A 12629-nucleotide genomic window follows, 5' to 3' on the forward strand; every position below is an offset into this window, starting at 1 on the left:
CCAAGCATCCAGTACAGTGCAAATCCGTCGTCGCGCGGGACGGACGGATGGTCGGGTCGTTGTTGCACGCGCACGATCGGTTGGCTAATCCTTGCCGACGTGCTTGACCTGTTCCCAGTACTTCTCGAACGCACCGTCCTTGTGAAAGTCGGGGCTGTTATCGAGATCGTGGCAATCCATGCAGCGTTCACGCGCCTGGTCGAGCGGCAGCCGCATCGCGTTTCTCAATTTCTCCAGCAGGTCGTCGCTGGCGGTAATGTCTCCTTCCTCGGCCGCTACGTGTTGCGATCCCGGTCCGTGGCAGTTCTCGCAGCCGTTGGCGACCATATGCGGCGTCGACTCCAGGCTCAGGTAGCCGCTCAGGTAAGGGTAGTAGCCTTGCGGATTCCATCCGGTCACATGGCAGCTGAGGCATTCGGGATCAAAATGCCGGGCGATGTCGCCACGGTCGTTGGGCGGATGAACGATCGATTCGGTCGCGTGGGCATGAGGCGTTGCCTCCCAGATCGCCATCGCGGTGGTGTGGCATTCGCCGCACTTTTCCGACCCAACGAACTTGCTGCCACTGGCATGTGGAATCGGGTTCAAGCCGAGGCCGCTGAGCCCGAGGTTCTTTAGGTGGTCTTGGTAGACGGCCAGCGATTGCAGCATCGCTGGAGAGTCCTTTAACGCGGACGTCAAAGGGATGCGAACATAGCGGCTGGGCGAACCATCGTCGTAAAGCGCGATCAGGCAGGCATACATCGCTTTGTGGCCGGTCAGGATCATTTCCGTGTTCGCGGAATCTCGAACCTTTTGCGGTTTGTACGTCGGTTCGCCAAACTCGTTGGCAATCACGACCAGATCGATCCCATCGAGTTGAGCTCCGAGTGCGTTGATGTCCTCTTCAGCGCTGTTGCCGCCGTAGTACATCAGCACTTTGTAGTCGCAGTTTTCTTTCGCCATTTGGGCGATCGATTTCTTCACTGCCGGGGCAACAGGGTCGACGATGATTTCATCACCGAGTGGTTGCCCGATCGTCTTGGGGTCGAGGATCGATGTCACACCGATCCGTTTGCCTCCCGAAACGATAACGCGAGTCGCGGGGAGTAGTTCCGGATCCAGCAGGGTCACGTTGGCGGAAACGAACTGCAATGCACTGTCTGGATCGCTGGCCGCTTCGGAAAGCAGCAGTCCGACATCCAATCGCAGGTCGTCGGGGCCAAATCCAACGGCGCGGTAACCGAGCGTCCGCAGGGACGACACGGTGGTTTGGAACTTGATTCCCGCTTGCTGGCCATAGCGACGCACTTGATTGCCAGCGTCCATCGGTACCACGTTCCAGCCTAGCGCCTCGATCTCCTTGATCAATGTATGGCGTCGCGCCAGGCCGCCTTTTTGGTTTTCCAGTCCTGTGCAACCGCAAGGTTCGATGTAGCCATGTTGTTCACCGGTGAACAGAATCACCGCGCTCGGCTTGGGCCAACTCTTCCAACGGTTATCGATTTCGGTGTCCAGAGGCGATTTTGTCACCGCGGGTGAACTGGCGGTATCGGTCGCCTGCGCCGAGTCGCTTGGGGTTTCGGCAACGGCATCTTCCGTTGCGGGGGGGGCTTCGGTGACCGCGGTGGTTTCTTCGACGGCAGTCGATTTTCCGTTTTTCGCAGCGGCTGTCAGCGCGATCGCCTCATCGGCGTCCTTTGTCGCTGAGCTGCTATCGGTCGTTTGTGGGATCGCGGCGGGCGTGTCGTTGTCGGTCACTGCCTCTTCGGGTGCTGCAGCCGGAAGTTCGGCAGCGGCGGCTGGTGGCGGTGGGGTGATTTCAGGGGCTCGCTCGGGTGCTGCGGGATCGGCGGCAATTTCAACCGGTTCCGCGATCTCGTTGGGTTCCTGGACGACCGGTGTAGGTTGGTTGCAACCCCAGGGGAGCAGCAAGCCACAGGTGACGGTCAGGAATCGTAGATGTGTTCTATGCATAGTGTTGGATCGCACCGCGTTGTCGAATTTTCCCTGCCTAATTGTCCACGGCGGTCACCTCCACCGTCAACCACAGCTTCAATGGGGACAGTTGACTATTTTGAGGTTCCAGCATGACGTAGCCGGTATCGAGTGATTTAATCCCACGAACGATGCCGACAGGGGCCTCGGGCTTGATTTTGATATCTATCGGTATCGATCGCAGGGAACCTCGACGATTCTCCTCTCCGAAGCTCACTGCGAACACATTGTCGGGTTTGATCTCCCCAATCTTTACCACCAGATCGTCGTACTCTTTGCCGCGGATTACCAGGTGGATCCGTTCGTCCCCTGGATCTCCCTTGCGAACGGTCCCGAAATTAAATCGGTACCCGCCGCCGCCCCCCTTTTCGGATTGTTCTAATTTGCTGCCGCCGAGCAGCCGCAGCGGGCCGACGATTTTTCCTGAAAGATTGATGTCGAACGATGGATTAACCTCTTCGAGATCTTCACTCTTGTAGTTCACTCGCATTAAGTGATTCATCGCACCCTGCCGCAGGCCGGGGTGAACCTTTACGTCGAATTCAAAAACTTGGCTCGCCGCGTGGTGTTTCCCATCGGTCTTTTCGTCAGGTTTTCGCTCCGTCCAGTGGATTTCGGCAAGTTCTTGAACCGGAGCGTCAAGGAATTCTGCCGAAACGATTTCGATCGGGGCGGCGTCGTAGCTGTAGGCGGTCAGCTTCAATTCGATCGGTTCACCCGAGGTGACGTTACCAACGGACCAGTCGGTAGGTTCGGTCAACAGCGATTCGACCAACGCGCCGTGGACGGTCAGCTTCAGTTCGATGTTCTCGGGATCGTTGGTTTGGATCGTTGCCGTTTGAGCGAATTCGGCACTGCTGGAGCGTGTTTTCCAGGTTAACTTGATTTCTGAGCTTTCGCCGGGAGCGAGTGATTCGTTTTCGAGTTCACCCACGGTGCATTTGCAGGTTGATCCGGTGACCTTCATTCGCAGCGGGCCTGTCCCCACGTTGCGAATCTTGAAGGCGTGTTCCCCTTCGGTGTTGCGGTGCATGACGCCGAAGTCGAATTCCTTCTCGCCGATCACCTCGATCTTTCCGACCGCATCGGGGATCAGCGAGCTGAGGTAAGCTGGTAATTGCTCCTCGTCAAAGCCTTCGACTTCGGTGAACGGGCCAAAATGGTCCACCGATTCGGAGATTTGACGCGAGCCGGTCAGCTTGCCGATCGAGATGCCGCCGATCAAAGCCAGCGCGATGATTGCTAGGACACGCATGAATTTTCAGGTCTTCGATGGAGGAAGGGAAGGGACGCGTTCGAAACGCGTTTCGGTCGTTTCACCGATTTTTAATCGTTTTCTACGGGAGATCCCGCTTTTCGGTTCGCCCACGCCTGTTGGACCGTCAGGCGTTCGATAAAAGCCTGCCCATCCGTGGAACCGGTCGCCGGGAGGATGGTCAGCAGATTCCAGTCCGATTCAAGGTTTTGGTTGACCTTAGCCAGCTGTTCCGCTTGTTGCCAGGCGGCTTCGGCGCGTGGGCTGTCACCGCTGGCGGCCGCTAGAACAGCAACCTGAGCGGCGATCTGGATGCTAGTCGGGTCCAGTCGTAGTGCGTTTTCGTTTGATTCGAGTGCGGCCTGTAAGTCCTGCCGGTCGCCCCAGCGGTGGTAGATCCTCAGCTGGGATTCGGCCAGCTGCTGCCAAGCTCGCGGATTGCTCGGGTCGCGGCGCAGCACTTCCTCCTTCGCCTGCTGCCACTGTTGGCGAACTGCCGCTGTCGGTTGCTGCTGCATCAATGCACTTGTCAGGACCGATTCCAGCTGCATCGCTGGCGCAGCGTCCCAGCGGTCGGCCTCGGTCGCTTGTCGCAACATCTCGATCGCCGATGAGGCGTCGCCAGTGGCGATCCGGTCCCTTGCGTTTTGAGTCAACGCTAGCGTTTGCGTTACAGGAGTGAGCGTGGTGACGCAGAACAGGGCCAGCAAGCCCAGCCCGGCCAGCAGACTCAGCTGTCGTGGCGTGCGGGCATTCGCTTCGGCAGGCAGCTGGCGCGAGCTGATCGCGCCGATCAGGACCCACAGCGGAATCGCGATCCCCGGCGTCGTCCAACCTCCGGAGAAGAGCAGGGCGGCCAGGACGGCGAAGCAGCCCGGCCAAGCGATCGCTTCCCAGTTGACATCCGTCCCGAACCAGCCGGCCATGAAATAGACGAATGTCGCCGCCAGCGGGATCGAAATCAGATAGGGTTCGATATCGGGAGCCACGCCAAACCAGGGCCCCAGGAACCAGACCGTTGCGACCGACAGCAGTGCACCGCCACAGATCGCCCAGTCGCAGCGGCCGCCTGCGGCGGCTTGGCTCCGCCGGCTCAGTCCCTCTCCGTCCATCGCCGGTTCGCTGGAATGTTCACCTTGGTTGCTTCGGCTCCAGCCCGCCGCCAGGCTCCACAAGATCGCCATGCACAGGATGCCGACTGGCAGTCCCGCGGCGGTGGCTGATTCCAACAGGAAGTTGTGCGGGTCGGCGATCATCTCGCTCATCGACGCCGCTTTAAAACGTGGGTAGGTCGATTGAAAGTTTCCCGGCCCAGCACCGAACCACCGATGGTCGGCAAGCATTCGGAAGCTGCTGGCCCAGTATTGAAACCGGAACTGCACCGACAGTGGGAATTTGGCCAGCAGGGCAGGGGAGTGGGTGATCGCTGCGCCGAGACAGGTTCCTCCCAAGGCGCAGGCAACGGCAAGCATCGGCACCAGGGTTGCCTTTCGCTTTGCGAAGGTCGGTTCCGCCTCCGAGTCTTCCGCGGAGCGAAGCGGGGCCTTTAACCAGACGCCCCCGACAAATCGACACACCAGCATCGCGATCGCTCCGGCGATCGAAAGGATCAGCACGATGCGACTGCCGGTGGTCAGGATTCCCCAGGCAAGCATCGCCGTAGCAACCGCCGCCGCCCCTGTTTGCAGCTGGGTCAGCTGCAATTTCCGCCGCCACAAAACCATGCCGCCGGCGATCGTGAGTCCCATGAACAGGATGACTGCCGCCGAGGTCGACAGGCTGAACGTCGCCATCGATTCCGCGGCAAACAGTCGCCCTTCGTACTGGTAGCGAAGGGCCGATCCGGCGGGAGCGTCGAGTCCGGCGAGGCGCAATTGTCCCTCGGGATCCTGGCGGTATTGTTCGATCGATGCGGGGATGCTGACGTATTTCTGATGGATCGCGTGGATTGCCAACGTCGTGAGTGACGCTAACAGGACGATGGTGAGACACTGTTTCTGCGCTGTTGTGACGATCGCTCGCCGTGCCGATGCGTAGGCCGCCAGGCAGCCGAGCCAGACCCAAAACTCGTTGACCGCAAAACGGAGGTTCCCGCGACCGGCGACCGACCAGGTGGCGAGGCCGACCCAAACGACGAGAGCCAGCAGCAGCAGTTCGGTCCGGCGGCCCTGCGTTGGTCCAGCGGGCCAATAGAAAAATGCAGCGATCGCCAGCGGCAGCGTCAGTAGGCTCAGGTAGGTCGCCGATCCCTGCTCTACCGCCGTACTATCGGCGGGAGCCAGCAATGTCGCGACCAACAGCGCCGCGATTCCGAACCGAGCCAGTGTGCCGGCATACGCGACCGGCGGCCAAGGGGCTGCCGATGCATCGCTCGGACCGTGGCGATGGCTCGGTTCGGGCGGCTTCGGCTTGGTGGTCGTCAATCTTTGTTTTTTTTTCGCCAACCGGTCGATTCCAGAATCACAACAAGAGCGAGCATGCAGAGGACGATCCCCACGACGATGATCGCCGCTTGGGAATCGACGCGGCCCAACAGCAGCGCTGCCAGACCACAGGTTCCCGTGACCAGATAGATCGTCAGAACAGCTTGAACTTTCGTGAGTCCCAGATCAACCAGCCGATGCGAGAAATGGCTTTTATCGGCGACGAACGGGCTGCGCCCCTCGCGGATCCGAATCCACAGAACCGTTGTCATGTCGTACAGCGGTACCGCCATCACACATAGCGGCGCCAGGATGCCATGCGGTCGTTCGCTCCCTTTGTAGCCAGCGTAGGTCGCCGCCAGGGTGGCGATTCCGATCAGGAACCCGACCAGGTAGCTGCCCGCGTCGCCCATGAAGATCTTTGCCGGAGGGCGGTTGTGCCACAGGAATCCCAGCAGCGATCCGACGACGACCAGCAGCATCGCCGCGACAAAAAACTGTGGCTGCTGCGTGTCGGGATCGGGACTCAACAGCATCACCGCCGCCAGCATCGCCGCGATGATTGCCGCCACTCCGCCGCTCAAACCATCCATGTTGTCCAGCATGTTGAACGAATTGATCAACGCGACGATCCAGATCACCGAAAGGGTGGATGTCACCAACGGGACGGGAATGAAGGCCGTCAGGCCGTAACCGAGCACCAAAACACTGGCAATTGCAACGGCGAATTCGATCGCCAGGCGGAGTGTCGCGGGCAAGCCGCGCCAATCGTCGACGAGCCCCAGCAGTGTCAGGACAGTCCCCGCTCCAAGGACCAGCCACAATTCGCGGGTGCGAAATCGCAGCCCGTCGACATGTTCCAGGACGCTTGCGGGCAATAGGTTGGCGATCATCGGCAGGTTGATCAGATACCAGACGGTGATCGATCCCGCCAGGAAAGTGCCGATGATTCCGGCCCAGATCCCGATCCCGCCGCCCAGTGGCGTGGGAGTGGTGTGGACCTTGCGCTCTCCCGGTCGGTCGACGAGTCCTAACGGTTCGGCGAACCGACGCACCACCGCAACGACGATCCAACTGATGATCGCAGCCGGCAGCGCGGTGACTGCGAGCAAGAACAATAGCGATCGTAGGTCGAGCATTCGCGAAGGTGATTTTTAAGGGAGCGTTTTCTTATGGCAAACGAACAGTATAGCGAAAGCGATGAAAAATGTTTGTCATCGATTGCACCGGAAACGTTCGTTTTGCCACGTTTGGCGATACACGATCGATATGGCGATTGAAAACGCTTGTCACCGCTTGAAAGGTAACCGTTCGCGACATCACTTCTGTTTACACACGATCGATATGGCGATTGAAAACGTTTGTCATCGCTCGAAAGGTAACCGTTCGTGACATCACGACTGTTTTACACACGATCGATATAGCGATTAAAAACGTTTTCGAGCATCTCTTGGCGGCCGCTCTGGTTCGCGTCGGCTTCACCCTTCTCGAGCATATAGGCTTCCAGTTCTTTTAAGCTGGTCTTGCCCTGTTCGATCTTCTGGCCGATCCCCGAATCGAAGCTTGCGTAGCGCTCGCTGACAAAGTTTTCCAACGCCTTGTCGGCGCGGATCGCAGCGGCGATCTTCAGCCCGCGAGCAAACGCATCCATGCCGCCGATGTGCGCGTAGAACAGATCGATCGGTTCGAAGCTCTCGCGTCGCACCTTGGCGTCGAAGTTGACGCCGCCGGTGGTCAGACCGCCGTATTTCAGCAGCATTAGCATCGTTTGCGAGGTCAGGTAATAATCGGTCGGGAATTGGTCGGTGTCCCAGCCCAGCAGCATGTCGCCGGTGTTGGCATCGATCGAACCGATCATGTCTTGGGCACCGGCGTAATCCAATTCGTGCATCATCGAATGGCCAGCCAGCGTGGCGTGGTTGGTCTCGATGTTCAATTTGAAATGGTCGGTCAGTTCGTACGCGCGAAGGAAGTTGATGCAGGCCGCGGCGTCCGAATCGTACTGGTGCTTCGTCGGTTCTTTCGGCTTCGGTTCGATCAAGAACGGCCCGTCGAACCCGATCTCTTTGGCGTAGTCGACCGCCATGTGGAAGAACGATCCCAGGTGATCCAGTTCGCGGCGGATGTCGGTGTTGTAGAGGTTCTGGTAGCCTTCGCGGCCGCCCCAGAAAACGTAGTTCTCGCCGCCGAGTTCCTTGGTGACTTCGAGGGCTTTTTTAACTTGAGCGCCGGCGTACGCGACGACGTCGGCGTTGCACGACGTGGCCGCACCGTGCATGAAGCGGGGGTTGCTGAACATGTTCGCCGTTCCCCACAACAGTTTGATGCCGGTCCGTTGCTGTTCCTCTTTGAGGACGGCGACGACGGCGTCGAGGTTGCTGTTGGTTTCGGCGAGGTTCGCGCCCTCGGGAGCGATGTCGCGATCGTGGAAAGCGTAGAAGGGAGCTCCCAGTTTCTCGATGAACTCAAACGCCACGCGGGCTCGGTTGCAGGCGTTTTCAACCGAATCGGTGCCATCTTCCCAGGGGCGAACTGCTGTGCCGGGGCCAAACGGATCCGATCCGGTGCCGCGGAAGGTGTGCCAGTAGACGACGCTGAACCGCAAATGATCCTTCATCGTCTTTCCCTCGACAACTTCGTCGGGGTTGTACCAACGGAAGGCTAGCGGGTTGTCCGATTCAGGACCTTCGTAAGCGATCTTGCCGATTTCGGGAAAAGCAGACATGGCAGCTCTAAAATATTAGGAGGTGTTGGGGATAGATGATTCCGACGAGGGGGGCCGTCGATTCGCTTCGCGTGGCCCCAAGCCGACGATCCGACCGATAAGGGCGGGATGTGCATCGTTTCATGGCACGCAAGGTATAAACCGCCAATATCATCGACGGTCCGAACGCCGGAAACAAGTCCACGGCGGCAGCGAGCGGAAGCCATTTGCTGCGGCGCGGTGGAGGGCGGTGCGATCTAGGAAACGCGTATTTTCGATCGCGAACGCGGATCAGCCCGCAAATTTCGCGATTCGGAATGCCGTCGCTTGGCCTTGAGGCGAGACGTTCAGGCTGACGAAGTTATCGCCGGCGGGGACATCGTTGGAGCTGACGACATTGATGGGGCAGTCGGCGTCGGGCGTTTCGTAATTTAAAGTCGGCCACAGCGACCCCTCCGCAAGGGCTTTGACGCTGGCGATCGCTTCAACCATTCCGCCGCCGGCACCGAGGTTGCCGAAGTTGCTTTTGGCAGCAACAACTGGCGGCGTGTCGGTTCCCAAGACTTCGACGATCGCCGCAGCTTCCTGGATGTCGCCGTCGGGGGTGCCGATACCGTGGGCGTTGACGTGACCGACGCTTGTGTCGCTGTTCCGCATCGCACCACGCAGTGCATTGGCCAGTGCGGTTTGAATGAACTGAGGCCCTGCGGTGCGACCCGCGGTGCTGGAGCCAAACCCGACGACTTCGCCAAGGATCTCGGCGCCGCGAGCTTTCGCGAATTCCAGTTCTTCCAGGATGAACGCCCCGGCTCCTTCACCCAGCACCGAACCGGTGCGGTCTTTGTCGAACGGGCGACTCAATCCCGCCGGGTTTTCGCTTCCGCCGGCGAGAACTTCTTGCATCACCACGTGCAGCGTGCGGAAGGGATTGATCCGCGTGCCGGTCGCGCCGACGACCATTGCGTCGACGATCCCGCGAGAAATGGTCGAGACCGCTTCGCCGATCGCCGCTCCGGGAGAGGCTTCGCGCAAGGTGAGTGAATTGTTGGCACCGCGCAGGTCGTTGTAGATCGCGATGTGGCTGGCGGGCATGTTCGGCAGGTACTTCAACAGCCACAGCGGGTTGACTTCGGGCAGCCCCAGTTCGCTCCAACGTTCGAATTGGAAGCGTCCTTCGGCATCCTGGCACTTGCGAATTCCGGCGGCGAATTCTTCGGGCAGCGTCATAATATAGTCGCTGCCATAGAGGACGCCGGTGCGGTCGGGATCGCGAACGTCCGACGAGAGTCCCGAATCGTGGAGTGCTAATTGAGCCGCTGCGACCCCCATCTCGATCTCGCGGCACATCAGCTTCAGGCCCTTTTTGATCGCGCGTTGGAGCTGTTTGTCCAACGGACCAAATTCGTCGATGCTGCCGGTGAAGTCGCGCGCCTCGGCGCCGCAACTGATGGACATCACATCGCTGGGGAGCGCTTGCAGTCGGTCGACGGCGCTCTTTCGGTCGCGCAATGCTTCCCACACCGCTTCGACTTGATTGCCCAGCGGGCTGATAAGTCCGACACCAGTGATCACAACGCGACGGGGAGAAACGGAATCACGCATATTCAAAGCAAATTTGAAGGGTAGCTTGCCAAACCGGGCATTTTATCCCAACCTGGGCTGGAGTGAACGGGGTAGGACAGGGCTAGTGGGCCGAACTTGGAAAGTAGGGCTGAAAAGAAGGGGATCCCGATCGCTGAGTGCGATAGCATTCGCACCGCTTTGGGGATTGGTTCGATCTCCGCACGAGCCGTCTGCGTTGGTACGTCGTCGGGTGGCTCGCAGCTGAGTTAGTAGCGGCCTCGGCTGATGCTTCCCGCGACCGATGCTTGAGGAGTAGCGGCTGTGGGGGCGAGTCCTTCGCCGGCGCGGCCGCCAAAGGTGAGGAACAGCAGAGCGTCGGCGCGACCGGGAGTGTTGCCGATGAAGCGGTCGAGGTTCAGCAACGGGTTGGACGAGGTCTGCCGATCGGGGCTGGCGATCACGCCGCACGACAGCAGCAGCACCATGTCGGAATCCCAGCGGAAGCGTTCATGCAATCGCCAGCTGACGATCTGTGGCACTTCGATCTGCGTGCGGTGCGATTGGCCGTTGGGCAGCGGCAGGTCGATGCCGACTGGAACCAATTTATCGACCTGGTCGATCTGGGCGCGGATCACGCATTCGATCGTTTTGCCATCGGTGTCCAACAGCGGGCTGATCTCCAATTGATAGCCCTCGTGGACTTCGCTGATCTCCGGTTCGTAGGGAGGCCAGACAGTCGATGCTTGGCGGATCGTGCGGACATAGGTTCGCCCTTTGGTGCTCGAAAGCGATTGGGTTTGCCCGTTGTAGATCGTCATTTGGGAGTTTTGCGATTCGCGAGCGTCGGTTCGCGAGCTGAGCATCGAAATCAGGACGGCGGCGTTTTCTTTGGTCAGCAGCCAAGCTTGGACACCTGGCGATTGCACGTTGACGTCTTGGATCAACGGCAGCGCGCGAGCCCGCCAGTTAGGGCTCGAGACGGTCAGCAGACGCAGCTTCAGGATTTGAGGATCGGTGGGGCCGTTGACGAATCGGTCGACCATCTTTTTGACAACCGCTTGCATCTCCGGCGTGTGGTAGGCGGTCAGCATGCTGCGGTTGGTGCTCAAGAACCCAAAGGGTTCGGAGAACCAGACATCGGTGCCGGTTTCTCGCAGCACCCAATCGACGACAGCTTGTTCGGGTTTGTCGATCTTCGACAGGTTGTTGGTGTAGCGACTCAGGTCGTATTGCCGGAACTCTTGGTTCGCATCGCGCGGCAGCTGTCCGCTGACCGAAGTCGCTGCGGTTGTGGCCGGTGCGCGTTGCATGCTCGGCGGTGTCGAGAGTCCACCGGTTGTGGGGGGCGGAGTGACTTGGGCGTTGAGGCTGCGCGCGGACGTCGCAAAACCAATCGCCAGTGCGATCGTGAGCGATGCGTGTAGAGTCTTTTGGAACATGCGTTGCCTTCCTTGGTCGCCGTCTGCCAGCAAGATCGATCGATTTTGTACTCAAAATGGTAGCGCGTTGCCGGGAGTATAGACAGGCGATGTCACGCGGGCCAAGAGCGATCCCGGCGGCGGAGCGGCAAAGGTTTAGCCCAATTTTTAAAAAGCCTTGAAAGCGACATCGTCGACAGCTTTGCTGGCAATTGCGCTAGGTCAGGCTGGACGTTTACCATTTCGGATGGACGCGTCTGGCCTCCGCAGAGGCTTTGGGCAATCCGCGTCTCAGGTGTTGCGGAGACGGGCTTGCGATTGGAGATCGGTATGTTGTGCCGTCAGTTTTTCGGTGGGCAATTGCAGCAGTTCTTCCAATGGCTGTTCGGGCTGTTGCAACAATCGCTGCAGCAGCTGGATTTGACCGGCGAGCACGCCCGCGTGGCGTCCCTTCTGTAAACCCTCTTGTAGCCCCTCTTGCAAGCCTTGCTGCATTCCTTCCTGCAAACCTTGTTGCATTCCCTGCTGTAATCCTTCTTGGCGGGCTTCCATGCGCGTTCCTTCCATTAACCATTGTTGGTCGCGAATCGCTTTTTCTCGTTCATCGTACATGACTCGGTCCTCGGTTTTCGCTGCGATTCGGTCGATTGCATCGATCGCGGCCTGGAACTCCAACGCTGAAAACATTTGCCGCAGTTCGGCAGTCTCGTGCTGATCTGCCTTCAACAAGAAATAGACCCACTGTTCGATCCGGCTCGCTTGGCTGATCGTGGCGGCTAACAAATTATACTTTGGCAGCTCGATCGTGTGTACTTCGATCCCGCCCGCCAACCGGCGTCCGCTGGCCATATCGACCTGTTCAAACCAGTGGTGCGGTTGTTGTGTGTCGCGAAATAATTGGTCGTTGAGAAAGCAGATTGAGATAGCCGGGCGGAGTGTCCAGTAGTTGCCACCGCGTTGCATCTGGTCGACGTACAGCGAGCAGGCGTAATAGTTCAGCCGTTGCAGCAATCCGCCGACACGTGATACCTGCATCTCCACGTTCAACGATCGCCCCTGGTCATCGCGGGCTCTGACATCCAGCACGATCTGTTTCGCATCGGCGAATTCTTGGTAGTTGAACGGATTGAGGATCTCCACGGCGATGATCGGTGAAGCCCGGTCGAGCACGGCATTGAGAAGTCCGATCAGCGCCCGAACATTTTCAGGGCTGCCAAAGATCTTCTTGAACGCAAAGTCGACTAAAGGACTGATCCCCAGAGCCATCGGGCACCTCCGCCCCTTATTGT

The 12629-nt window shown here is 59.2% G+C and carries 8 protein-coding genes; all 8 read right to left on the bottom strand.

Features of this window, described 5'->3' with window-relative positions:
* Positions 1-84: 84 nt before the first annotated feature.
* Positions 85-1956 carry a multiheme c-type cytochrome gene (locus Poly24_RS01820; RefSeq protein ID WP_145089641.1) on the bottom strand — a complete coding sequence of 624 codons (1872 nt, stop codon included), beginning with the start codon at positions 1954-1956 and terminating at the stop codon, positions 85-87.
* A gap of 37 nt (positions 1957-1993) precedes the next feature.
* Positions 1994-3232 (bottom strand): DUF1573 domain-containing protein, encoded by a 1239-nt coding sequence (locus tag Poly24_RS01825; protein ID WP_145089644.1) that lies wholly within the window; start codon positions 3230-3232, stop codon positions 1994-1996.
* Between the two features lie 71 nt (positions 3233-3303).
* Complete coding sequence (locus tag Poly24_RS01830) at positions 3304-5655, bottom strand: O-antigen ligase family protein (RefSeq protein WP_145089649.1); 2352 nt, start codon at positions 5653-5655, stop codon at positions 3304-3306.
* Positions 5652-6794 carry a glycosyltransferase family 4 protein gene (locus Poly24_RS01835; protein WP_145089652.1) on the bottom strand — a complete coding sequence of 381 codons (1143 nt, stop codon included), beginning with the start codon at positions 6792-6794 and terminating at the stop codon, positions 5652-5654. The genes Poly24_RS01830 and Poly24_RS01835 overlap by 4 nt, the downstream gene beginning before the upstream one ends.
* Positions 6795-7060: 266 nt before the next feature.
* The gene (gene xylA / locus Poly24_RS01840) at positions 7061-8380 is read right to left on the bottom strand and encodes a xylose isomerase (protein WP_145089655.1); all 1320 of its coding nucleotides are present in this window, start codon (positions 8378-8380) and stop codon (positions 7061-7063) included.
* Between the two features lie 270 nt (positions 8381-8650).
* Positions 8651-9961: a beta-ketoacyl-[acyl-carrier-protein] synthase family protein gene (locus Poly24_RS01845; protein ID WP_145089658.1), complete on the bottom strand. Its 1311-nt coding sequence runs from the start codon at positions 9959-9961 to the stop codon at positions 8651-8653.
* 227 nt (positions 9962-10188) lie between these two features.
* Positions 10189-11361 (bottom strand): hypothetical protein, encoded by a 1173-nt coding sequence (locus Poly24_RS01850; protein ID WP_145089661.1) that lies wholly within the window; start codon positions 11359-11361, stop codon positions 10189-10191.
* 270 nt (positions 11362-11631) lie between these two features.
* Complete coding sequence (locus tag Poly24_RS01855; protein ID WP_145089664.1) at positions 11632-12606, bottom strand: Rpn family recombination-promoting nuclease/putative transposase; 975 nt, start codon at positions 12604-12606, stop codon at positions 11632-11634.
* Positions 12607-12629: the final 23 nt, after the last annotated feature.

The organism is Rosistilla carotiformis (assembly GCF_007753095.1).
Classification (GTDB): domain Bacteria; phylum Planctomycetota; class Planctomycetia; order Pirellulales; family Pirellulaceae; genus Rosistilla; species Rosistilla carotiformis.